The sequence below is a fragment of the Rhodospirillaceae bacterium genome (assembly GCA_040219235.1).
Lineage (GTDB): Bacteria > Pseudomonadota > Alphaproteobacteria > Rhodospirillales > Rhodospirillaceae > WLXB01.
This window is the reverse complement of record JAVJSV010000007.1, coordinates 42,870-67,347: the sequence shown is the minus strand read 5'-3', so window position 1 is coordinate 67,347 and position 24,478 is coordinate 42,870. Positions and strand designations below refer to the sequence as shown.

Annotated in this window: 21 protein-coding genes and 1 tRNA gene; 4 read left to right on the top strand and 18 right to left on the bottom strand. The window is 49.9% G+C overall.

The window, feature by feature from the left end; translation table 11 throughout:
* Positions 1-6: 6 nt before the first annotated feature.
* From glpX to RIC29_02480, 4 genes are all read right to left on the bottom strand, one after another.
* Positions 7-999 (bottom strand): class II fructose-bisphosphatase, encoded by a 993-nt coding sequence (glpX, locus tag RIC29_02495; protein ID MEQ8733765.1) that lies wholly within the window; start codon positions 997-999, stop codon positions 7-9.
* A 109-nt stretch (positions 1,000-1,108) separates the two neighbouring features.
* Complete coding sequence (locus tag RIC29_02490; GenBank protein ID MEQ8733764.1) at positions 1,109-2,410, bottom strand: homoserine dehydrogenase; 1,302 nt, start codon at positions 2,408-2,410, stop codon at positions 1,109-1,111.
* Positions 2,407-3,642: an LL-diaminopimelate aminotransferase gene (locus tag RIC29_02485; GenBank protein MEQ8733763.1), complete on the bottom strand. Its 1,236-nt coding sequence runs from the start codon at positions 3,640-3,642 to the stop codon at positions 2,407-2,409. Before RIC29_02485 ends, RIC29_02490 begins: the two co-directional genes overlap by 4 nt.
* Before the next feature lie 150 nt (positions 3,643-3,792).
* Positions 3,793-4,845, bottom strand: coding sequence for an OmpA family protein (locus RIC29_02480; protein ID MEQ8733762.1), 1,053 nt, complete (start codon positions 4,843-4,845; stop codon positions 3,793-3,795).
* A 297-nt stretch (positions 4,846-5,142) separates the two neighbouring features.
* Between RIC29_02480 and phaC the strand changes: the two genes are divergently transcribed.
* The gene (gene phaC, locus RIC29_02475) at positions 5,143-6,942 is read left to right on the top strand and encodes a class I poly(R)-hydroxyalkanoic acid synthase (protein MEQ8733761.1); all 1,800 of its coding nucleotides are present in this window, start codon (positions 5,143-5,145) and stop codon (positions 6,940-6,942) included.
* A 14-nt stretch (positions 6,943-6,956) separates the two neighbouring features.
* Here the strand turns inward: phaC and phnE (RIC29_02470) are convergent, their stop codons facing one another.
* The 10 genes from phnE (RIC29_02470) to RIC29_02425 all read right to left on the bottom strand — a co-directional run bounded on the left by phnE (RIC29_02470) (position 6,957) and on the right by RIC29_02425 (position 15,165).
* Complete coding sequence (phnE, locus tag RIC29_02470; GenBank protein ID MEQ8733760.1) at positions 6,957-7,772, bottom strand: phosphonate ABC transporter, permease protein PhnE; 816 nt, start codon at positions 7,770-7,772, stop codon at positions 6,957-6,959.
* Positions 7,772-8,593, bottom strand: coding sequence for a phosphonate ABC transporter, permease protein PhnE (gene phnE, locus RIC29_02465; protein MEQ8733759.1), 822 nt, complete (start codon positions 8,591-8,593; stop codon positions 7,772-7,774). Before phnE (RIC29_02465) ends, phnE (RIC29_02470) begins: the two co-directional genes overlap by 1 nt.
* Positions 8,590-9,417, bottom strand: a complete 828-nt coding sequence (gene phnC / locus RIC29_02460; GenBank protein MEQ8733758.1) for a phosphonate ABC transporter ATP-binding protein — start codon at positions 9,415-9,417, stop codon at positions 8,590-8,592. The genes phnE (RIC29_02465) and phnC overlap by 4 nt, the downstream gene beginning before the upstream one ends.
* Before the next feature lie 40 nt (positions 9,418-9,457).
* Positions 9,458-10,423 (bottom strand): phosphate/phosphite/phosphonate ABC transporter substrate-binding protein, encoded by a 966-nt coding sequence (gene phnD / locus RIC29_02455; protein MEQ8733757.1) that lies wholly within the window; start codon positions 10,421-10,423, stop codon positions 9,458-9,460.
* A gap of 86 nt (positions 10,424-10,509) precedes the next feature.
* A complete protein-coding gene (locus RIC29_02450) occupies positions 10,510-11,049 on the bottom strand; it encodes a gamma carbonic anhydrase family protein (protein MEQ8733756.1) in 540 nt (179 codons plus the stop codon).
* Positions 11,049-12,092, bottom strand: a complete 1,044-nt coding sequence (argC, locus tag RIC29_02445) for an N-acetyl-gamma-glutamyl-phosphate reductase (GenBank protein MEQ8733755.1) — start codon at positions 12,090-12,092, stop codon at positions 11,049-11,051. Before argC ends, RIC29_02450 begins: the two co-directional genes overlap by 1 nt.
* Positions 12,093-12,184: 92 nt before the next feature.
* Entirely contained in the window at positions 12,185-13,795 is a 1,611-nt protein-coding gene (locus tag RIC29_02440; protein MEQ8733754.1) for a tetratricopeptide repeat protein, read from the bottom strand.
* Positions 13,796-13,914: 119 nt separating this feature from the next.
* Positions 13,915-14,385: a 30S ribosomal protein S9 gene (gene rpsI / locus RIC29_02435; protein MEQ8733753.1), complete on the bottom strand. Its 471-nt coding sequence runs from the start codon at positions 14,383-14,385 to the stop codon at positions 13,915-13,917.
* 2 nt (positions 14,386-14,387) lie between these two features.
* On the bottom strand, positions 14,388-14,852 hold the full coding sequence (gene rplM, locus RIC29_02430; GenBank protein ID MEQ8733752.1) for a 50S ribosomal protein L13: 465 nt from the start codon (positions 14,850-14,852) through the stop codon (positions 14,388-14,390).
* A 236-nt stretch (positions 14,853-15,088) separates the two neighbouring features.
* Positions 15,089-15,165 (bottom strand) — tRNA-His (locus RIC29_02425).
* A 316-nt stretch (positions 15,166-15,481) separates the two neighbouring features.
* Here RIC29_02425 and RIC29_02420 point away from each other — a divergent pair.
* Positions 15,482-15,820, top strand: a complete 339-nt coding sequence (locus RIC29_02420; GenBank protein MEQ8733751.1) for a P-II family nitrogen regulator — start codon at positions 15,482-15,484, stop codon at positions 15,818-15,820.
* 127 nt (positions 15,821-15,947) lie between these two features.
* Positions 15,948-17,357 (top strand): type I glutamate--ammonia ligase, encoded by a 1,410-nt coding sequence (glnA, locus tag RIC29_02415; GenBank protein ID MEQ8733750.1) that lies wholly within the window; start codon positions 15,948-15,950, stop codon positions 17,355-17,357.
* Positions 17,358-17,508: 151 nt separating this feature from the next.
* On the opposite strand, the gene clpA is transcribed toward glnA, so the two are convergent.
* Positions 17,509-19,842, bottom strand: coding sequence for an ATP-dependent Clp protease ATP-binding subunit ClpA (gene clpA, locus RIC29_02410; GenBank protein ID MEQ8733749.1), 2,334 nt, complete (start codon positions 19,840-19,842; stop codon positions 17,509-17,511).
* Between the two features lie 50 nt (positions 19,843-19,892).
* On the bottom strand, positions 19,893-20,279 hold the full coding sequence (clpS, locus tag RIC29_02405) for an ATP-dependent Clp protease adapter ClpS (GenBank protein ID MEQ8733748.1): 387 nt from the start codon (positions 20,277-20,279) through the stop codon (positions 19,893-19,895).
* Positions 20,280-20,584: 305 nt separating this feature from the next.
* Between clpS and RIC29_02400 the strand changes: the two genes are divergently transcribed.
* Positions 20,585-21,763, top strand: coding sequence for a D-alanyl-D-alanine carboxypeptidase family protein (locus RIC29_02400; GenBank protein MEQ8733747.1), 1,179 nt, complete (start codon positions 20,585-20,587; stop codon positions 21,761-21,763).
* 9 nt (positions 21,764-21,772) lie between these two features.
* Here RIC29_02400 and RIC29_02395 read toward each other — a convergent pair whose 3' ends face one another.
* Positions 21,773-23,152, bottom strand: coding sequence for a phosphomannomutase/phosphoglucomutase (locus RIC29_02395; protein ID MEQ8733746.1), 1,380 nt, complete (start codon positions 23,150-23,152; stop codon positions 21,773-21,775).
* Positions 23,149-24,477: a UDP-glucose/GDP-mannose dehydrogenase family protein gene (locus RIC29_02390; GenBank protein ID MEQ8733745.1), complete on the bottom strand. Its 1,329-nt coding sequence runs from the start codon at positions 24,475-24,477 to the stop codon at positions 23,149-23,151. The genes RIC29_02395 and RIC29_02390 overlap by 4 nt, the downstream gene beginning before the upstream one ends.
* Between the last annotated feature and the right edge of the window lies 1 nt (position 24,478).

Here is a 24,478-nt window from a genome sequence, read left to right as displayed (position 1 = left end):
CTGTGCCTAAAGGGCATCCTCACCTTCGAAACGATGATGCGCTTCGATGTAGCGAACGGTTCCCGATTTTGAACGCATGACCAGTGAATGCGTAATCGCGCCACCAGAAAAAAGCCGCACACCTTTCAGCATCGCTCCACTGGTGACACCGGTTGCTGCAAACATGACATTGCCCTTTGCCATATCGAGCATCGAGTACTTGCGATCCAGGTCTTCAATCCCCCACTTCCGAGCACGCGCTTTTTCATCCTCATTACGGAAGAGCAAACGGCTCTGCATCTGGCCGCCAATACACCGTAACGCAGCCGCAGCAAGAACACCCTCAGGTGCGCCACCAGAACCGATGTACATATCAACACCACTTTCCTGTTCAGCGGTCGCAATAACACCGGATACGTCACCATCAGAGATCAACATGATGCGCGCGCCCGCCTCCCGAACGCGAGCTATAAGTTCTTCATGTCGGGGCCGGTCAAGAATACAAACAACAAGGTCAGAGACATCACAGTCTTTGGCCATTGCGAGAGACTTGAGGTTGTCTGCAGCGTCATTGTCAATGTCGACGACCCCGGGAGGCAACCCCGGACCGACAGCAATTTTATCCATGTAAACATCTGGCGCATTTAGGAAGTTGCCGGCCTCCGCCATAGCGATAACAGCGAGTGCATTAGGGCCACCTTTGGCGGTAATCGTCGTGCCTTCTAGCGGATCAAGTGCAATGTCAATCTTGGGACCTTCGCCGCTGCCCACTTTTTCACCAATGTAGAGCATGGGGGCTTCATCACGCTCACCTTCGCCGATCACGACGGTCCCGTCGATGTTGAGGCTGTTCAGCGCCTGACGCATGGCATCCACCGCAGCCTGATCTGCCGCCTTTTCATCACCGCGTCCCATAAGACGCGATGCCGATAAAGCCGCAGCTTCTGTGACGCGAACCGTTTCAAGCGCAAGATTCCGCTCGAGTACATTATTGAAGCTGCTATCAAGTTGTAGTGACATGATACCTCTCAGACTTACCAGATATCCTGGTTCTAACTGGTCTACACCCAGAGTCAAATTGCCGATTTATGGGACGCTAGAGGGCATATCAAATATCCCTCGCCGAATGTCACTCGCCCCATACATTTTCAATACGAATAACCTGTGGGGATTCGACCATTGCTGCATTAGCATCCAGCGTTGCCAAGGCCGCGCGCAGATCTAATTCTTTCACCGCGTGCGTAATAATGACAACATAAGCATTGCCGTCGTCATCGTGATCCCGCTGCAGGATCGATTCCATTGAGATATTATGGTCACGAAAAGTCGCACCGATATCTGCAAAAACACCGGTGCGATCAACCACTTTAAGACGAAGGTAGAAAGCGCCGTGGCGCTGATCAATTGTGACTGGTTTTAACGCGGTCAGCTTCTCAGCAGGCACCCCAAGCGGGGGCGTAAACCGTTTAGCAGCTATATCAATAATATCAGCAACCACGGCAGATGCTGTCGGGCCGGCACCGGCCCCGCGCCCTTCGTAGACGGAGCGGCCAACAAAATCCCCTTCCGCGATGACGGCGTTAAATGAACCGTCTACAGAAGCCAAAGGACCTTCTTCGTCAATAAGGCAGGGATGAACTCGCTGATACACACCATCTTCCGTTCTACCGGCAAGGCCGAGGAGTTTAATGCGATAACCAAGATCCCTGGCATAGGTAAAGTCGATGGCAGAGATCGTCCGAATGCCCTCAACATACACATCTTTAAAACTCACCTTGGTCCCGAAAGACAAGCTTGCAAGAATGGCGAGTTTGTGAGCGGCATCAACACCATCAATATCGAAACTAGGGTCTGCTTCAGCGTAGCCCAAATCTTGTGCATCCTTCAGGACATCTGCAAAATCACGCCCGGAGTCCTCCATGGTGCTCAAGATGTAATTACACGTACCATTAAGAATTCCGATAACACGTTTGATATCGTTCCCGGCCAAACCTTCTCGTAGCGCTTTAATAATTGGAATACCGCCTGCAACAGCAGCTTCATAAGCAAGGGTCTTGCCCGCTTTTTCCGCGCTTATAGCGAGTTCTGTACCCACTTCAGCCACCAGCGCTTTATTGGCTGTGACAACGTGCCGGCCAGCTTTAAAAGCAGCACGTGCAAGGTCGAGAGCCGTGCCTGACGACCCCCCTATGAGTTCAACGATAACATCAGCATCTGCTTCGACCGCCATGACTATTGGGTCGTCAAACCAACGATAAGACGACAAATCAATGCCACGATCTTTGTCTTTGTTCAGCGCAGAAATAGCTGTGACTACTATCTGACGCCCACATCGAGCTGCAATGAGATCTGCATTGCGGGTTAGAACTTCTATAGTTCCAACACCGACAGTGCCAAGACCTGCAATTGCGACTTTCAGGGGATCACTCATGCCATAGCCTTGTCTTTTTGTGCGGCCTCTTTTTCAGCAGCTTCAATAATCTTATCGGCATCCGCCATGAACAGTTTGACACTGCGTATGGCCTGTCGGATGCGATGTTTGTTTTCCACGAGTGCGATGCGGACAAAGCCCTCGCCGTTTTCGCCAAACCCCGTTCCTGGTGAGACTGCGACTTGGGCATGTTGAAGAAGAAGTTTCGAAAACCCCATACAGCCAAGGTGCTGGAATGCTGCTGGCACAGGAGCCCACGCAAACATTGTGGCCGGTGGCGATGGGATATCCCATCCGGCCTGCGAAAAACCTTCTATGAGGACGTCACGACGTCCTTTGTAGATTTGCCGAATTTCCTCAACACAATCTTGCGGTCCATTCAGGGCTGCCGCGGCAGCCACCTGGATTGGCGTAAAGGCTCCATAATCCAGATAGGATTTGATACGCGTGAGGGCACCAATCAAAAATTTATTTCCGGCAACAAAACCTATACGCCATCCTGGCATACTGTAAGTCTTGCTCATGGAGGTAAATTCGACAGCAATTTCTTTTGCGCCTGGCACCTGCAAAATGGAGGGTGGCGGATTGTTATCGAAGTAAATCTCGGAGTACGCCAGGTCAGACAAAATCCAGATTTCATGACGGCGGCAAAAATCGACCACCTGAGCATAAAAATCCAAATCCGCAACCAACGCAGTTGGGTTAGACGGATAATTCAAAATAAGCGCAACGGGTTTAGGCACACTGTGCGTAACTGCCTGTTCTAAAGCCTGCAGAAAATTCTCATCAGGAATAACTGGCAAATGCTGAACAGAGCCATCCGCAATGATAAAGCCGAACGGATGAATGGGATAGCTCGGATTGGGTGTCAAAACCGTATCACCGGGGCTGGTCATGGCAGAGGCCAGGTTGGCTAGCCCTTCTTTCGACCCGAGGGTCACGATGCATTCTGAATTCGGGTCAATAGACACATTAAACCGGCGTTCATAATAAGCAGACAGCGCCTTTCGTAGACCTTTGATCCCGGCAGATGCTGAGTATCTGTGCGCTTTTGGGTCTCTTGCCACCTCACACAGCTTATCAACAATATGCGGCGGTGTAGCCAGATCGGGATTCCCCATACCAAGGTCGATAATATCCTCACCGGCCGCACGCGCCGCAGCCTTCATAGCGTTCACTTCTGCAAACACATAGGGCGGGAGGCGCTTAATACGATGAAATTCTTGGGGCATGAGATTCTTATATGGCTAGAGTAAAAAAAGAGGTGCGTTAGTCTAAGAGATCAGTTTTACAGCCCTGATCCTGTGCTGGCGAGGACTTAATCTATAGATTCAGTCCGCTCTGAGGTAATTTTCTGGCGTTACTGAGTCGTTTTGGAGGCGTTAGTAATCAAGATAGATCTCAGCGCGTTGATTTCCGCTCTCACCGGCCGGCATAACCTCATAATACAGCGGTTCGTTGTCAGACACCGCACCAACAAACAAACGGTCTGCGGGCAAACCTTTGGCCATCAGAGCCTCTGCCACTGAATTCGCGCGATTGAGAGAAATCCGGAAATTCGCGAGTTTATGCCGCAAAGGATCAAGATCCTGGGTTCGGCTGGAGGCATGACCAACTATCCGGATAACGCCATTATATTGCTCTCTCAGCTTAATCACCTCATCCAAGGCGCGGCGGTCAGCCGCTGTAAGGCTGCTGCTTCCGCGTGGGAATGTCACCGTCGTGATATGTGTTGAAACCCGATAAGCGGAGGGATCATAAGCGGACATGGCGTTGGGAACCGCTGCCATTTGGGGGGTAGCCTCACCACGATCACTACCAATAATCGTGGTGGATGGCGTAACCAGCGTCGTTTCTGTGGTTGCTCCTGCACGGCCTGGAACTGGGGGAGCAGGAGGCGGCGGTGGTGCGCTCTCAGCTGATGCAGGCGGCGGCGGAGGCGGCGCTGCGCCCAGACGTTCAGCCAGTGAAGGTCGGTTTCTCGGCACAGTTTCTACTTGGGTGACCGGAGCTGCGGGCACGGCTGTTGGCGGCGGCGGCTCATTGCTCGTCTGACTCTCGGCGGCAGCACTATCCTGAAGCGGCCTGACCGCAACGGGTTCACGACGCCTAACCTGCTCCGTGTATTGGGCTTGCGCTCGGTCTGCAATAAGACCTTCAGTCGCAGCAGCGCGCTCGGCTGCGGCACCCTGTGTAGATGCACCTTCTGGCACGGTCGCTAGATCTGGAAAACCGGCTGTAGAATCATCTGCAAATTCATCATCATCGCTGGAAAAAACACTTCCTACGGCAGCTGTGGTGCCTTCCCAGACATCAGTCACCGTGGAGCATGCAGATAGCGCCAGTGATAACAGGATCGGAGCCAACCAACGGGTGAGCGCTGGCGAAACGCCAGGACTGTTTTCAGTGGCGCGATTATCAAAAGCTGCATCCATGAATAGCCTCACTTCTTCATCTCAAACTCCGGCGTTAATCCGGAAAAATTTTGTGTAGCTTACACGCGTAGAATTTTGAGGGATATCCCTAGCCAACGCCCTGGACAACCATGGTCATTCCGCCTATTCCATACCCTGACTTCGACCGGAAAAAAACCTTTAAAGGTAAGCTAACGCAAAGCGACCAAAGTGAGGCGCTGCTTGGAATTTAGCGTATCTGGCCCAGTCTTTGGTCATTCTCCGGACCTTAATTTTGGAAAACATAGCGCTCATTCACGTACCGAGAAGTAAATCACCATGACTGAAGACGGCAAAAACCAGACCTCAACAGAGGCGGATGTGGATATGGCTCAAACCATGGCCAGTATCGCCGAGCGCTCTCAACGGCTGGTTTCAGGTTTCATAGCCCGCAATGCATCTGGTGAGGCAATGGATATGAGCGAATCGGCTCATATTGGGGCTGCCTTTCTAGAACTCAGCCAGAAAATGATGCAGGACCCCTCTCAGTTTGTGGAAGCTCAGGTCAACCTCTGGAATGACTACATCGCGTTATGGCGCAACACCACCTTGAAGATGCTAGGTGAAGAAACAGAACCCGTGATTGAGCCCGAAAAAGGGGATCGTCGTTTCAAAGATGAAACGTGGCAGGAAAACGAAGTTTTTGATTTCATAAAGCAGTCGTACCTTCTGACCTCGCGCTGGATGAATGCAACTGTGAAAGATGTCGAAGGCTTAGATCCTCAGACAGCGCGCAAAGTCGATTTCTATACACGACAGTTCGCGGACGCGATTGCCCCAACCAATTTTGCGATGACAAATCCGGAAGTGTTGCGGGCCACTGCGGAAAGCGGCGGCGAGAACCTTATTAAGGGTCTGGAGAATATGCTTGATGACCTTGAGAAGGGCAAAGGCAAGCTTCGGATTTCGATGACAGATGAAGAGGCGTTTGAGATTGGTGTAAACGTTGCTGTAACGCCGGGCAAAGTCGTCTTCCAGAATGATCTGATTCAATTAATCCAATACGAGCCAACAACAGAACAGCAGTATTCAACGCCACTGCTGATCATGCCGCCCTGGATTAACAAGTATTACATCCTGGATTTACGCGAGAAGAATTCGCTTGTGAAATGGGCGACGGACCAGGGATACACCACCTTTGTTATCTCCTGGGTAAATCCGGATGAAACCCTCGGTAACAAGTCGTTCGAAGACTACATGCTGGAAGGCGCAATTGGCGCAATTGAAGCCGTAAAAACGGCCTGTCAAGTCAACAAGGTGCACGTTACCGGCTACTGCATTGGCGGCACGTTGCTGTCGGCGGCGCTGGCCTACCTTAAAGCCAAAGGCGACACGAGCGTCAAAACGGCAACATTAATGACCGCACTGACGGATTTCAGCGAAGTCGGCGACATAAGGGTCTTTATTGATGAAGGTCAGGTCGTGGGCTTAGAGAAACGTATGGATGAAAGCGGTGGCTTTCTTGAAGGGGCTGATATGGCCGCAACCTTCAACATGCTGCGATCAAATGATCTGATTTGGTCTTTTGTCGTCAACAATTATCTGCTCGGCAAAGACCCTTTCCCCTTTGACTTACTGTATTGGAATTCAGACTCCACCCGCATGCCTAAGGCGATGCATAGTTTTTATCTGCGCAACATGTATCTCGAAAACAACCTGGTGAAACCGGGTGGCATTACTCTAGACGACGTACCTATTGATCTCAGCACAATCGACCTGCCGACCTACATGATTTCCTGCAAGGAAGATCATATAGCGCCTTGGGTATCCACTTATGCCGCAACGCAACTGCTTAAGGGCAAGGTTCGCTTTGTGCTATCAGCGTCGGGCCATATCGCTGGCGTTGTGAATCCGCCAGCTGCCGGTAAGTACTGTTATTGGACCAATTCTAAAAACCCAAAATCTGCTGAGAAATGGCTCAAAGACAGCACAGAGCATGCCGGGTCTTGGTGGACTGATTGGGATGCGTGGTTGAAGCCACAGTCCGGCAAAAAGATTAAGGCGCGTGTTCCTGGCAAGGGTGGCCTCAAAGTGATCGAGGATGCGCCGGGGGCTTATTGCAAAGCCCGTGCAAACTAGGCTGCTGATCGCACTTAGGTTAAGGCGTTGCGGATTTTCGCCGACAGCCACTCTGAGACAATCACCGAGACTAAAATCGCGAGCAGAATAACCGCCACACGCGACCAATCCAGGTTGTTGATGGACGCACTTAACTGAAGGCCGATCCCCCCTGCACCAACAAGACCGAGGATTGTGGACTCACGAATATTGATGTCCCATCTGAACACGGAGATTCCAGCAAAGGCAGGCATCACTTGCGGCACAACGCCATATGTCAGAGTCTGAGCCGACGATGCACCGGTGGCTGTGACGGCCTCAACAGGGGAGACGTCAATTTCCTCAATGGCTTCATACAAGAGCTTTCCACAAAACCCGATGGAGCGGAACGCAATAGCCAGGACACCGGCGAAAACACCAGGCCCCACGATAACCACCAGTAAAAGTGCCCAGATCAACGAATTGATAGACCGCGAGGAGGCGATGATAAACAAAGCAACGGGACGAACAAAAACTTTACTGGGTGTGGTATTGCGCGCCGCGCAAAACGCGACGGGTATAGATGCAACAATGGCGAGTATTGTGCCTAGGGTGGCGATGTTAAAAGTGTCCCACAAAGGCCGCCACAACTGAGAACTATAAGCCCAATCCGGCGGCACCATACGACTGCCAAGGTCTGCCGCCTCCTGAGGAGCGCTCAACACAAAGACCCATATGGTTTTATCTGAGATGAAGTAAAAGCAAGCGGAAACGGCAGCCACGCCAAGCAGCCAGCAAAACCAGACACTGAAATCTGCTTGTGTTGTTCTTTTGCGCCAGATTGGGCCATCTTTGCTTTGTAAGACCGCCATCACTGAACCTTCTGGCGAATAATGCCTGACGTGTACTCAGCCAACATAACGATACCAATGATGATCAGCAGTATCGCAGCCGCCGTATCAAACTCATAACGGTCAAAGGCTGTGTTTAACGTTGCACCTATACCGCCTGCGCCAACGATTCCAATCACGGCAGACTCGCGAAAGTTAATATCAAGACGATAAACAGCCAGGCCAATTGCGCGTGGTAGCACTTGTGGCTGAATACCGTAGCTCAGCCATTGCAACCAACTTGCACCAGTCGCACGAATAGCCTCGGCCTGCGCCACATCAATACTCTCAATGTCTTCGGATAAGAGTTTCGCATAGAAACCGAGCGTGGCAAACGTCAACGTCATCAATCCGGCAAATGGCCCGAAACCAAACAGTTTCACAAAAAAGATCGCGATCAAGACTTCATGGAATGTGCGCGACAAAGCCATGATGGATCGGCAAAAATAATACACGGGCAATGGCGCAACATTACGTGCCCCCCCAACGGCAACTGGAATAGATATAAGAATGCCAAGCACAGTGGCTGCAACGGTCATCCAAAGACTCTCCATGAGTCCGGCAAAGATGGCATCCCAACGAGACGTAAAGTCTGGAGGAAAGAAGCCGACAAAGAAGCGTTCCGCACGCGGCCAACCTTCCGCCACACGCGCCCAATCAATGTCGAGCGTACCCACTGCAACTGCAAGATAAATCCCAGCACCAAGTGCCAAGACCCACCGCAGTCTCGGGCTTTTGATCAATGGCTGCGGGCGCCAAGTCGTGCGCCGGACATTAGCCATTGAAGGCAATGACGCCGTCACTCTTTGATCTCTATGGGTTCTGGAGTGTCTGCATCGCCAGTTTTTGAGCCATCACCCAGTTTCTGGTCCGTGGCTGTCCAATCTTCCTCCCCATAGATCTGAGTCAGAACATCGGGGGTTAGGCCGTCTGCTGGACCATCATAAACAATCCGTCCAAGTTGCAGACCAACAACCCGTTGAGCAAACAGTTTAGCGAGCGGTACATCATGGATATTTACTACAGCAGACAAACTGCGTTCAGTGCACAGTTCAGTAATGAGGCGCATGATTTGCCGGGATGTTTTGGGATCAAGACTCGCCGTGGGTTCATCAACAAGTAAAATATCTGGGTCTTGAATCAGCGCCCTAGCAATACCAACACGCTGGCGCTGCCCCCCTGACAAGGCATCAGCGCGCTTATCTTCCATGCCAGCAAGGCCGACGCGTTCCAGTAAATTGAAAGCGTTTCCGATATCATCTTGTGGAAAACGCCTAAACCAACTGGCCCAGAACCCAACATAGCCAAGGCGACCCGACAATACGTTTTCCATCACCGACAGCCGCTCTACCAAAGCGTATTCCTGAAAAATCATACCCATGCGACGGCGCACACGCCGCAATTTTCTGGCTCCCGTTTTGGTAACGTTTTGATCACCGAGAAAGACATCACCACTGGTGGGTTCAACCAGCCTGTTGACACATCGAATCAAAGTACTTTTGCCGGCCCCTGAAGGACCGATAAGCGCCATAACCTGTCCTTCCGGCACATCTAACGTAACATCGTCCAACGCCAAATCACCGGTTGGATATCTCTTGACCAAGTTTTTAAGTTTTAAGCTAGGCATACTGGCAAAGACCCAGCATTTTGACTGAAACCACCATCATCTAACGGCAGTCATAGGAAACATCAGACGCGCTATCAATTGTTCTGATCACTTGCCAATCAGTTTTGTAGCTTATCGAGATGAAGCGGTCCTCTTCTGCAAACTCTTCAGCCAAACCTGATCCTGCCCAAGGAAAGGTGAAAAAGGCTTGGCGAATTTTGGCCGCTATTGCGGGATGCAAGTTGTAGGCATGCCCGTAGGACGTCGTTGGAAACGTCTGCGATTTGTAGATAGACCGAAGCGTGCCTGGATCAACCGTTTCGCGATCCAGCATACGCCCGAGCACAGAGTTGGCGACAGCAGCCGCTTCATAATCACCATTTGCGACACCCAAGATTGAGTTGTCATGCTTCCCAGAAAACGTTGTTTCAAAGTCTGTGTCTGCAACAAGACCAAATTCGGCCTTCAGAATCGCGGACGGCGCTTTGAACCCGGAGTTTGAGGTTGGAGACGTAAAAGTCAGGGCTTTGCCTCTGAGGTCTGCGGGAGTTTGGATGTCAGAATTTGTAGGTACGATAATTTCCATTTCGTAACCATAAGCGCCATCCTCCCCCGCCATCATTGAGAACGGCACAAACCCTGAACAGTTAACAGCGACAGGCGTACCGCCTGTATTAATGCCCGCCACATGCAAACGTCCTGATCGCATGGCTTCATATTGAGCGGCATAGGACTGCACGGGAAAGAAAATCACCCGCTTTTCAGTTTTTTTTTCCAAATGAGCGATAAAGTCCGCCCATACTTTTTCATACACAGCAGGGTCTTCGACGGGAGTATATGAAAAAATTAAAGCAGAGGGATCTTGCCAATCATCTTCCTCTAACGGCAAATCTGCAATGAGATCACCATCTCTATCGCAGTATCGAGAATCCAATGTGCCGCGAGGACATTGTTCTTGAGCTTGTATCTGAGGGAAATACACCAAACTCAACACACAAACAGCGATAGATGTGAGACCGAGTTTCATCGGACGTTACTCCTCAAAATACAAATCGTGTTGCATGCTAGCGTGTCATAGAACGACCGCCAATGATTGTTCTATGACGGTCGCGCCTAATTCTTCAGGAGTTCTTTATATTTCTGGCCCAGATCCACATAGCGCTGGATTTGAGTTGGAAAACTCGCAGCTTCTTCAGCAGATACATCACGAATGTATTTTGCCGGCGTCCCAGCCCAGAGCTGCCCTGTCGCCACGCGCTTTCCAGGCGCAACAAGCGCACCTGCTGCTACCATAGCCCCTTGCTCGACGATAGCGCCATCCATAACGGTTGCCGACATCCCAACAAAGCAATGGTCTTCAAGAGTGCACGCATGGATCATCGCCATGTGACCGATGAGAACATCATCACCGATAATGGTTGGATGGTCCTTAGACGACACGTGAACGACCGTGCCATCCTGGATATTGGTTCGCGCTCCGACGCGGATAAAATTCACATCACCGCGCAAGACGACATTAAACCATATGCTGGCTTCCGCTCCGATGTGCGTATCACCAATGACTGTGGCATTGGATGCGATAAAGGCACTTGCATCAATGGTCGGCCTTACCCCGTTCCATGGCACGATCGTCGGTTTGGCCGCCAAACTCATTATGGAAACATTGGCGCTTGTGTCAGCCCGGTCGACTCCGGCAAGCCATACATCACATTCATGTTTTGTATCGCCTGCCCTGACGCTCCTTTGATCAAATTATCTTCAACCGAGCAAATAATCATGCGGCCCTTTAAGCGGTCCACCGTGACACTCATGAAACAATGATTGGATCCACGGACGTGCCGCGTCTGCGGAATACTACCATCAGGCAGCACCTTCACAAACGGCTCGCCGCTATAGGTCTCCGCCAACTTGGCACGCACTTCCGATGCCCCATTTCCGTCAACGCCTCGGACGTAAATGGTGGAAAAAATGCCACGGTTCATGGGCACCAAATGAGGCGTAAAGTTCACAATAATTTTTCGCCGGGCCGCACGTCCGAGCTCTTGCTCTATTTCCGGTGCATGCCTGTGATAGCCAACACCATACGCGTGGATACCTTCGCTGACCTCAGTAAACAGAGATGTTTCTTTCGGCGCACGGCCTGCGCCAGACACACCTGATTTTGCATCAATGATGATATCATCGGCATCAATCATTCCCGCCTTCACGAGTGGAATCAGCGGCAAGAGAGCTGACGTAGGATAGCATCCAGGGTTAGCAACAAGCCGTGCTTTCGCGACGGCCTCCCGTGCATGCTCAGTCAGGCCATACACCGCCTCTTCCTGAAGGGCAGGCGCTCGATGAGCGTGGCCATACACATCATCGTACAGACTGACATCAGACAGCCGAAAGTCCGCCGACAAATCAACAATCTTTTTGTCTCCTGGCAAATCGGCAATGACATCCTGCGTTGTCCCGTGAGGCAAAGCACAGAAAACAAAATCCACTTCATCCCAATCCACATCATCAATCGTGACCAAGTCCGGAAGTTCGAGCCAAGCCAAGTGCGGGAAGACGCTGCCCAATGTTTGCCCAGCCTTGCGGTCGGCTGTTAATGCCGTAATAACGACATTAGGATGGCCAGCAAGCAAACGCACCAGTTCAGCTCCGGTGTAACCGCTGGCACCTAGAATAGCTGTACGAATGGGTTTATCCATTTTTCTACTCGATTTTGATCATAGTGTTTCTGTAACGAAGATGTACACCAACTGACGTACTGACGAAAGATGAAGCGAATAGGAAGCGACTATTAGCACCGCCGATCGACCCAAGCCTTGAGGCGCATAGTGACTTGCGACATGAATTGAGTATCCGCCCCTAACGTTCGACGCATTAAAGTCACAGACGCATACCATGGGCTTTTGTCCATATCCGTGAACCAATACCACATGCTTCCCAGCCCTAAAGGAGGCACTAACACCCATGTTTCCTTGCCAAGCGCACCAGCCAAATGCGCGGTAGAGTTCGTCACTGTAATGACAAGGTCTAGCGCCGCAATTTGAGCTGCTGGAGAATCTAATGACCCATCAAGATCAACAGTAGAATCGGTAATCAAATTGGCACCGACACTTTGGGCAATCTCAGCTATTTCATGGCGCGCTGGGCCATACTGAAGATTTACGAATGTCACATCCGGTATCCTCAGTATTGGCTCAAAAATATCGATAGGCAGACTTTTTTGACGGGCTGTCGCAGCAGCAGGACTTCCCCACGAAATGCCAACCAAGGGGTTATCACCGCCCAAGGCCCGGTACTCCATGGCAAAGGCTTCCTTTTGGTCTTCATCTGGCCAGAGAAAGGCTGCCCCAGGAGCTTGCGTCAACGCGTTGGATGAGCGGTACCCGATCAACTCAAAAATCGGCGCCTGAATATCGATTGAATTTTCTTCGCCAATAGCTTCAGTCCCTTGCGCGACGATCTCTACGGCAGGAAAAGATCTCTCAAACAAGGATACAAGACGAGCATCAACTTCAACGGTCACACGCTCTGCCTCGGCTGTGAGTTTGTTGATAAATGAAGCGCACAGGATGGCTTCGCCAAGACCCTGCTCGCACCATATCAGAATTGACTTCCCAGAGAGGTTCTCGCCTTTCCAAGGTTGTATATGTGAATAACGTGATGCTGAGCGCGACCATCTGCGCCACCTGCGTGAGGCATAGTCTTCCCATCCATCTTGTATCCGACCTTGCATCATGCGAATGAGACCACGATTAACCTTTGCATCTGCAACGTGCTCTGTAAGCGCAACGGCAGCATCAAATGCCGTATAGGCCGCATCCAGGTTACCCTGAGCGAGGAACAGCTTGGCAAAACCCGTTTCAACAGCCGGATCAGGAGGGCCAGATTTTTTTGCGAGCGCCAAATCCGTCACGGCCTCTGCGAAAACTCCCATATCTGTCGCCACGGAAGCACGACCAATCAAAGCGGCACGAAAAACCGGATCAATGACTAGGGCTCGGCTAAAAGCATCCTTGGCGGTTTCCCATTGAGCATCAGCCTGGAGTGCGCTTCCTAAATTACTCAGGTACCCGCTATGCTGATCATTCAAACCTATAGCCGTTTCAAAGCTCTCAATAGCTTCATTCAGTCGTCGCTGGTCGAGAAAGATTAAGCCAAGTGTATTGGCAAGCCGCGCACTGTTTGGATTGACAGCAAAAGCCTCTTTGGCAATCTCTTCAGCCCGGCCCCACTTCTTGTTTGCCCGGGCAATCACTGCCAATACATTGAGCGCGTCAGGATGACCGGGCTCGATTTCAATCAAGCGTTCGCAGGCTGACTGCGCACCCGGCAAATCACCTGCATTGAAGCATGTCGCCGCCTCGTGCATGAGTTCGGTTATGGAAGAATCGCCATTCTTCATGACTTATCAATGTCTCTCGTCAACAAGCTGTGGAAAAGACTTTAATAGCTTAGCTGCACAAAGAAAAAGGGCGTTGCCAAAAACAACGCCCTTTCTCAGCATTATTATGGTGAAGCGTTTTAACGCTTTGAGAACTGGAAACTACGACGCGCTTTGCGGCGACCATACTTCTTACGTTCAACAACGCGAGAGTCACGCGTAAGGAAACCACCTTTCTTAAGAACAGGACGCAGGTCTGGCTCAAACAAGGTGAGGGCCTGTGAAATACCATGGCGCAGTGCGCCAGCCTGCCCCGACAGTCCACCACCGGAAACCGTGCAGTACACATCGAATTGGTTTTCTCTGTTGGTCACCTGAAACGGTTGATTGATCATCATCCGCAGCACAGGTCGTGGAAAATAGTTTTCCAGTTCGCGGCTGTTAACCGTGATTTTACCGGTGCCAGGCTTGATCCATACGCGAGCGACAGCATCTTTGCGTCGGCCAGTGGCATAGGAACGGCCAAATTCGTCTTTCTTCGGCTCGCGAGGTGCTGCTGCTTCAGTGACAACTTCCTTGAGATCTTCAAGAGAGGTGGTTGCATCCGTCATGTTTAAGCACTCCTCTTGTTCTTCGGATTGCGCGCGGCAATATCTAGGACTTCTGGTTTCTGAGCTTCATGCGGGTGTTCAGTGCCCGCGTAAATTTTCAATTTTTTGAACTGGGCACGACCAAGGGGCCCTTTTGGCATCATGCGTTCTACAGCTTTTTCAACAACACGCTCTGGATAACGTCCGGACAATAACTCGCCAGCTGTCCGGCTCTTAATCCCGCCAGGATAACCTGTATGCCAGTAATAAGTTTTATTGGATAACTTATCACCGGTCAGGCGCACTTTAGCAGCGTTGATCACGATGACATTGTCACCGGTATCAATGTGTGGGGTATACATAGGCTTATGTTTGCCGCGTAAAAGGTCGGCAATTTCAACGGCCATGCGGCCTAGGACAATGTCCTCAGCATCAATAATGTACCATTTGCGCTGCACCTCACTCGGGCGGGCTGAATATGTCTTCATTTCATCCTCTAGGAGCTTTTTTGGTTTTGACCTTTGCGCAGAATCAATTCTAAGCATGGTCATTACGAATTATAGCCGCTGTTTATGGGAGCTTTAATGCGGTGTCAACGCTAAAAAGATAGTAAAAACAGCAATTTGAGAATAAGGTATTATAATACCTTATTGGGGGCATGTGCTAATAAACGGCACCACTCTGTCGTACCATGTGCCCTTAATCAGTTCTGATATTTTAGGAATGGGGCGAGTGATGGGGATCGAACCCACGACCTCCTGAACCACAATCAGGCGCTCTAACCAACTGAGCTACACCCGCCATACCGGCGCGTCGATTAAACCCAAACAAATTCACAGTCAAGAATTGGAAAACTTCCCAACAAATATCGTGAAGAGCAGAACAGAGTTCTTGCCTATTTTTTAGGCAAAATGCTGGCCTTATGAGCAGATGCTACCCGCATACTATCTGCTAAATTTTAACATAAGCCATTGATGTATATTGTCTTTTCTTATCGACTTAAAATGGCACAATAATTGTATAGATGTTAAATAATAAACATCGCGTAGGCGAAGGTTCCGTATTGGGCGGAGTGTCCTGCTGCAAACGCAATTAACGCGAGAATTCTAAAATGGGCATGAAAAAAATCGAAGCTATCATCAAGCCGTTTAAGCTGGATGATGTTAAGGAGGCTCTGCATGAGGTCGGCCTGCAAGGCATCACAGTGACCGAAGCGAAGGGTTTTGGCCGTCAAAAGGGTCATACGGAGCTTTATAGAGGGGCAGAGTATGTGGTCGATTTCTTGCCTAAAGTGAAAATAGAATTGGTCGTTGAAGACGGCTTAGTTGATCGTGCGATTGAAGCGATTCAGCAAGCAGCTCACACGGGACGAATCGGAGACGGGAAAATTTTCGTCTACTCGATAGAGGATGCGATTCGCATCCGCACTGGCGAGCGAGGTACTGAAGCGGTTTAAACTCCCGCGAGGCGCCTACTCGCTTTGCTTGACCTGCTTTTCCTGCGCGAAGCAAGTCCTGCACAACTTTGCTGGCCATAACGGCAGCTAAGCTTTTACTCCACCACTCATAAGGATGGGAAAATCTATGTCGGACCCAAAGACAATACTTAAGATGATTGAGGAAAATGACGTTAAATACGTCGATTTCCGCTTCACCAACCCTGCCGGTAAATGGCAGCACACTGCCCAGCATGTTAGCACTGTGGATGAAGACATGCTGAATGAGGGCATCATGTTTGATGGCTCATCGATTCAAGGATGGAAGAGCATCGACAAGTCAGACATGACACTGCTGCCAGACCTTTCAACAGCTGTAATGGATCCATTTACGGCTCAAGCACAGTTGATCTTGTTCTGCGACGTTATTGAACCCTCAACAGGACAACCTTACAATCGCTGCCCGCGTTCTGTGGCAAAAGCCGCCCTCGCATACATGCAGTCCAGTGGGATTGCCGATGTCGCTTACTTTGGCCCAGAAGCGGAATTTTTTGTTTTTGATGATGTCCGTTTCTCGACCAAGCAAAACATGATGGGCTACCAGATCGATAGTGAAGAAGGTCCCTACAATAGTTGGCGTGGGTACGACGAAGGCAACTACGCTCACCGCCCAAAGGATAAGGGTGGTTACTTCCCAGTTCCACCAGTAGATAGTGGAACAGATCTTCGTGCTGAGATGGTCACCGTCATGCATGAGATGGGACTTGCCATGGAAAAACATCACCATGAAGTTGCACCATCACAGCACGAACTTGGCATCAAGTTTGACGAGCTGATCAAATGTGGTGATGGCATGCAGATATACAAGTTCTGCGTCCACATGGTCGCACATGCCTACGGCAAGACCGCAACATTCATGCCCAAGCCCGTCTATGCCGACAACGGCTCCGGTATGCATGTGCACCAATCTTTGTGGAAGGATGGCAAGAATTTATTCGCTGGCTCTGGCTATGCAGATCTATCGGAAATGGCATTGTACTATATCGGTGGCATCATTAAGCACGCCAAAGCTATTAATGCGTTTACCAACTCCACGACCAATAGTTACAAGCGGCTGGTTCCTGGCTTTGAAGCCCCTGTGCTATTGGCCTACTCTGCCCGCAATCGTTCAGCATCTTGTCGTATTCCGCACGTTGCCAGTCCAAAGGGCAAACGTGTCGAAGTCCGCTTCCCTGATCCGGCAGGCAACCCATACCTCGGCTATGCTGCCATGCTGATGGCCGGTATCGATGGCATTGAGAACAAAATTCATCCTGGCGATCCGATGGACAAAGACTTGTATGATTTGCCACCCGAAGAGTTAAAAGACATCCCGACTGTTTGCTCTTCACTGGCAGAAGCGCTGGATGCGCTGGATGCGGACCGCGACTTCTTGACCAAAGGCGATGCATTCACTGACGATATGATCGATGGCTATATTAGCCTTAAGCGGGCCGAAGTTATCCGCTTCATGCAAACTCCACATCCTGTCGAGTTCGACATGTACTACTCGTCCTAAAAACGTCCGACTAGATTGCCTGGACCAGATTGTTACCCAGGCTGTCTGATCGCGCAGGGAAACCCCCGCCTTCTCGGCGGGGGTTTTTCTTTACCTTAGCTTTTGGAGTGAATCTCGAAGAGAGTTCAGAATTGCCGAGAGAGGATATTTTCTAGTTTACTGTCTCAGGAATCTTAGATGATCCACCGGTGCCCTTCTTCTTTTTCTTTGTTGGTTTCGTCGCTTTCACCATCGGTTCAAGATCAAAGGTCAGCTTACGATCCTTCAGACCAATCTTGACGAGACCACCCGACACCAACTTCCCAAACAAAAGCTCTTCTGCAAGGGGCTTCTTAATCTCATGCTGGATGAGACGTCCGAGAGGACGGGCCCCCATAGTTTTATCATAGCCTTTGCTCGCTAAATAATCGCGCGCGGCCTGCGACAACTCAATCGTCACATTGCGGTCTGATAGTTGGGCCTCCAACTGAATGATAAACTTATCCACGACCTTACCAATCACCTCTGTATTTAGAGATGCGAAAGGAATAATAGCATCGAGGCGATTACGGAACTCCGGCGTAAACATACGCTCGATAGCTTCTTTATCCTCGCCCACACGGCTCTCACGCTCAAAACCAATCGCATTTTTTGCAAGCTCAGAAGCGCCTGCATTTGTCGTCATGATCAAAATCGTATTGCGGAAATCGACACTCTTCCCGTGATGGTCAGTAAGCTTCCCGTGATCCATAACTTGAAGCAAAATATTAAATAAGTCTGGGTGGGCTTTTTCAATCTCATCGAGCAAGAGGACGCAATGCGGATGTTGATCGACGGCATCCGTTAACAAACCACCTTGGTCAAATCCTACATAGCCAGGAGGCGCACCAATAAGTCGTGATACAGAATGGCGTTCCATATACTCAGACATATCGAAGCGATGCAGTTCTATGCCTAAACTGGCGGCAAGCTGACGCGCGACTTCCGTCTTACCAACGCCGGTTGGTCCAGAGAATAGGTAACTGCCAATTGGTTTCTCAGGCTCTCTTAAACCGGCGCGCGATAGCTTAATGGCACTCGATAGCGCGACGATGGCATTGTCTTGGCCAAAGACCATTGTTTTAAGATCGCGCTCAAGAGCCTGCAGAGCTTTTTTATCGTCCCGAGATACAGACTTAGGCGGAATGCGGGCCATCTTAGCGACAACAGCCTCAACCTCTTTGACAGAAATTGTCTTGCGGCGTTTTGCCTCAGGCACAAGCATTTGCGCTGCACCAGTTTCATCGATCACATCAATTGCTTTATCTGGAAGCTTACGATCATTGATATATTTTGATGCAAGCTCAACGGCTGTGCGAATCGCATCGGCGGTATACCTTACGTTATGATGTTTTTCATAATAAGGCTTGAGACCCTTGAGAATTTTGATTGTGTCCTCAACGGACGGTTCGACAACATCTATCTTTTGGAAACGCCGCACCAATGCACGGTCTTTCTCGAAGTGACTGCGGTATTCTTTATAGGTCGTCGAACCCATACACCTTAAAGAGCCGGCCGCAAGCGCGGGTTTCAACAGATTGGATGCATCCATTGCTCCACCTGATGTGGCCCCTGCGCCGATAACAGTGTGGATCTCATCAATGAAGAGGACAGCCCCTTCTGTTTGTTCCAACTCTGAAACAACAGCCTTTAGACGCTCCTCAAAATCCCCACGGTATCGCGTCCCCGCCAATAATGTTCCCATATCTAATGAGAAAATTGTGGCGTTCTCTAAAACAGCCGGAACCTCTTTGTTAACAATTCGTCTTGCTAATCCCTCGGCCAGTGCCGTTTTACCAACACCAGAATCACCAACATAAAGCGGGTTGTTTTTCGTTCGTCTGCATAGGATTTGGATGGTTCGTTCGATCTCGAGATCACGACCGATCAGCGGGTCAATTTTACCGTCTGCAGCTTTTTCATTTAAGTTAACGCAATAGGCCGTCAGTGCTTCTTTGCCCTGTTTGCCAGGCTCGTCCCCACCCTGTGCGTCGTCTTCGGCGCCACTTACAGGTTTAGACCGTGCTTCGCCAGGACGTTTAGCAATACCGTGAGAGATATAATTCACAGCGTCCAAGCGCGTCATATCCTGGGTTTGCAGAAAATAAACAGCATGGCTCTCCCGTTCAGAGAAAAGTGCCACAAGCACGTTAGCTCCTGTGACTTCCTCGCGATTAGAGGACTGCACATGAATAGCCGCGCGCTGGACAACGCGCTGAAAGCCGGCGGTCGGCTTAGGGTCTTCTTCTCCAGACCCGACAAGACCTTCCATATCTTCGTCAACGAAACCAGTCAGCACTTGGCTGAGCTGATCTAAATCAACATTACATGCGCGCATTACAGATATGGCGTCTTGATCGTCGCATAACGCCAATAATAGATGCTCCAACGTGGCATATTCATGATCTCTCTCGGCGGCTAAAGCCAGAGCGTGATGCAATGTCTTTTCTAGGTTTTGTGAAAGCATCGAAAAATACCTTAGTTTTAGAGTGAGTACTTTAGCGCGTGACGTTGTCGTTATTCTTTTTCTAACGTGCATTGGAGTGGATGTTGGTGTTTTCGTGCCAAATCCATCGTCTGAGTCACTTTGGTTTCAGCAACTTCATAGGTGTAGACACCACAAACACCGACGCCTTTTTGGTGCACATGCAACATAATACGTGTCGCTTCATCGCCAGTTTTACCAAAGACACGTTCCAATACATGAACAACAAACTCCATCGGCGTGTAGTCATCGTTCAACATTAGAACTTTGTACATGGACGGTTTCTTGAGCTTAGGACGTGCCTTGATCACCACGCCTATATCAGGTCCGCCCTTGTCATCCCCATCATCATGGTCGCTGCTGTTAACTGCAGCACCAATCGGAGAAAAAGAGAGATTAAGTTTAGGTTTTGAAGTCATTCTTGCAGGTACCATGGTTCTAATATTACCAAATATGGTATCGCATCTTGCCTAAAAAAAGACCCCCCTCAAAAGAGTCTTCAACCTTACTCCGGCGCGGGACTTCCAGAGGGTATCGACCGGCACACAAGATAGCTTTAAACGAAATCTTAATGATCGTCATTTTATCATAAGAATCAAAGAGATGACTGGACACGTTAACCTTTTACACGTTACGATTCGGTTACTCAGAGGTGCTACCAGCGCCTGGGGATTTATTGGGTAGGGAAATCCTTTTGCACGCCTTCGCGAATTTGGGCAGAATTTTGGTTGCAACGCTAATGATCTTAGCGTTGGGAAGCCCTATTGCTGAGGCTAAATATGCCTCAATGATCATTGATGCCGAAACAGGCCGAGTTTATCACGAGGTGAATGCAGACACCCGCAATTACCCTGCTTCACTCACAAAAATGATGACGCTCTACATGCTGTTCGAGAAACTTGAACAGGATGAGCTAAACTTAGAAACAAAAATGACCGTTTCAGCAAACGCGTCGCGTCAACCAAGTTCTAAAATGTGGCTTGCCGCAGGCAGCAAGATCACCGTTGAGGACGCAATTCTAGGATTGGTCGTGCGTTCTGCAAATGATGTTGCAGTCGTTGTTGCAGAGCATTTAGGGAAAACCGAACGCGGTTTTGCCCAGGAGATGACAAAGAAAGCAAAATCTCTTGGTATGACCCAAACCAATTTCCGGAATGCATCGGGCCTACCAAATCGCGGACAGCTCTCAACGGCTAGAGACATGGCAACTCTCTCACAGCATCTAATGAACGATTTTCCCCAATACTATAGTTATTTCTCTAGAACGAAATTCACATATCAAGGCACAACCTACCGAGGCCACAACAGATTTGTTGATCGTTACGAAGGCGCAGATGGCTTAAAAACAGGCTACATCAACGCATCAGGATTCAACCTGGCTGGGTCTGCTAAACGAGAAAACAAGAGATTGATCGGAATTGTTTTCGGTGGAAAGTCTGCAAAACAACGTGATCAGCATCTGGCAGAACTCATGGATAAGGGGTTCAGCGAGGCCGCTAAGTATGGACGTCCCCCCTACCCCGCCAGAAAACCTTTAATGATGGTTATGGCTGACGGTTCTCTTATGCCGGCCGGCATTACGATAAAACCAAAAACTAAACCCAACCTTGCCTTGTTAAGAGCTGAGGCTTGGGGAATCCAAATAGGAGCCTTCTCAATTAGCGATGTTGCGCAACAAAAAGCTGATGAAGCTGCGTCGAAAGTTAGACTCCAATTTGCTTCAGTGTTTGGCAGAATTGAACCGGTAACAGTTAGCGGTAAGCAACTGTACCGCGCCCAAATCATGGGGCTAACCCAGGCAGACACAAGAACCGCTTGCTCTTTAATGGAACGTGCACCTCACCAATGCCTCATCGTTGCGCCGGAGTTTGCAGCTCTTATTCCACCAGATCACGCCGGCTAGTTTATTCGCCTATTCAGGTAACGTAACTCCGCTTTTAGATAACTGAGCGGACAAAGAGCTTTTAATTTTTGTCAGTTTATCGGCGGCCTCTGCCTCACACCGCGCCACCAATACTGCTTGTGTATTAGATGCGCGCAGCAACCACCAGCCGCCCTCTTCCAACACGCGTACACCATCTACATTATTCACGTTGGCACCGGATTGTTTCAAACGCTCTCGCACTTCTTCAACCACCTCAAACTTCCGATCATCCGGACAATCAAAACGTAGTTCAGGTGTGTTGAGGGCTTTCGGTATGCGGTCAAAGCGGGACATTAAAGTTTCGTCTTGAGAGGCCAATATTGACAGGAAACGGATCGCCGCATATAGCGCATCATCAAAACCATAATAATGATCAGCAAAAAAGATATGGCCGCTCATTTCGCCAGCGAGCGGTGCCCGTAATTCATTCATCTTGGCTTTGATAAGCGAGTGGCCGGTCTTTGCCATTACTGGCTGGCCACCCATGCGAGCAATCTCATCAAACAGGACCTGACTGGCTTTAACGTCAGCTATAATGGACGCTCCTGGTTTTTCTGCCAGAACAGCCTCGCCCAAAATGATTAGAATTTGGTCTCCCCAAAGGATATTGCCGCGACCATCCACAATACCAATGCGGTCACCATCACCATCAAATGCAAAGCCAACGTCGGCTTGCTCGTCTTTCACCTTGGAGATTAATTGCTCTAAGTTTTTTGGAACTGTTGGATCTGGATGGTGACTGGGGAAGTCCCCATCAATCTCACCGTTGATCACAACATGCTTGCCGGGCAAACCTTGAACTGCTGCGGACACAACTTCCCCAGCAGCACCATTGCCAGGATCCCACACGACAGTAAGTTGCTTATCGCCCTTAAAGTCCTGCAACACCCTTGCGACATAACGATCAAAGGCAGGTTTGTCTGATACTGCACCTGATCCGCTTTGAAAGACCGCCTCCGCAGCCCGGCGACCCAGGTCAGAAATGGCCTCTCCGTAGAAAGGCTTTTTCCCGAGCATCATTTTAAAACCGTTGTGAGTTGGAGGATTGTGGGAGCCAGTCACCATGATCCCTGCATCCGCCTTGCCCTCAATCGTCGCAAAGTAAAGCATAGGACTTGGACCGCGACCAACACGCTCGACATTTACGCCCGTTGATTTAAGCCCATTGACAAGGGCGGCCTCCATAGCAGGTGAACTATGCCGACCATCATACCCAACGCAAACACGCCTGCCGCCTTGCTCAAGAACAAGTGTCCCAAAAGCCTGACCCAGCGCTATTGCATCAGCTTCGTGTAGCGTATCGCCAACAATTCCGCGGATATCATACTCGCGCAACACCGACGGGTGAAAAATATGAGCTGACGTCACGCTACTGCACCGATCACTTTCTTAGGTCTCCCAATACAATGATAGGAAAACCCTGCTTTTTCGACATCGGCTGGCGAATAGATATTTCGGAGATCGACAAGAACAGGCTGTGACAACAGGTCCTTGGCGCGTTCCAAATCAAGACTCCGGAATTCGTTCCATTCCGTGACAATCACTAAGACATCTGCACCGTCCATAGTAGCATAAGCATCATCACAATAATTGATGTCAGAGAGTATCTTTCTCGCTTCGTCCATTCCCTCTGGATCGTACGCCTGGATCTTTGCTCCGGCACTGACCAGAGCTGGAATGATGGCAAGCGATGGACTGTCTCGCATGTCATCCGTATTAGGCTTAAAGGTCAGGCCGAGAATCGCAACAGTCTTGTCAGCCACTGAGCCACCGCATGCCTGCACAATACGTTCAGCCATTGCTGATTTCCGCTTATCATTAATAGCAACAACCGCCTCTACGATCCGAAGCGGAGACTTGTAATCTTGCGCGGTTTTAACCAGGGCCAGAGTATCTTTCGGGAAGCATGATCCGCCATAGCCAGGTCCTGGGTGAAGAAATTTTTTGCCTATTCGACCATCTAATCCAATGCCCTTCGCAACGTCATGTACATCGGCTCCAACCTTTTCACACAAATCTGCTATCTCATTGATAAACGTTATCTTGGTCGCCAAGAAGGTATTAGCTGCATACTTGATCAGCTCTGATGTTTCGAGTGCTGTAAAAAGAATTGGGGTCTCGATGAGATAAAGCACGCGATAAAGTTGGCGCATAACCTCCTTTGCTCGATCTGACTCTGCACCTATTACGACACGGTCAGGTCGCATAAAATCATTAATGGCTGAGCCCTCTCTTAAAAACTCAGGATTGGAAGCCACATCGAAATCAATATCAGGACGATTTTTTTTAACAATACGCTCGACCTCACGACCCGTTCCCACAGGCACAGTCGATTTAGTTACAATGACTGTATAGCCTTCAATCGCCTGTGCAATTTCCTCAGCTGCGGCATAGACATAAGACAGATCAGCGTGACCATCGCCACGACGGCTAGGTGTACCGACAGCAATAAACACGGCATCCGCGCCTTTCACTGCATCCTTGAGATCAATCGTAAATGTTAAGCGGCCAGCGTCTGCATTAGTTTTTACGAGTTGATCTAGACCTGGTTCATAAATTGGTATTTCGCCTTGTTTTAGAGCTTCGATTTTTCCGACGTCTTTATCGACGCACACAACATCGACACCAAACTCAGAGAAACACGCGCCAGATACTAATCCGACGTAGCCTGTTCCAATCATCGCAATACGCATA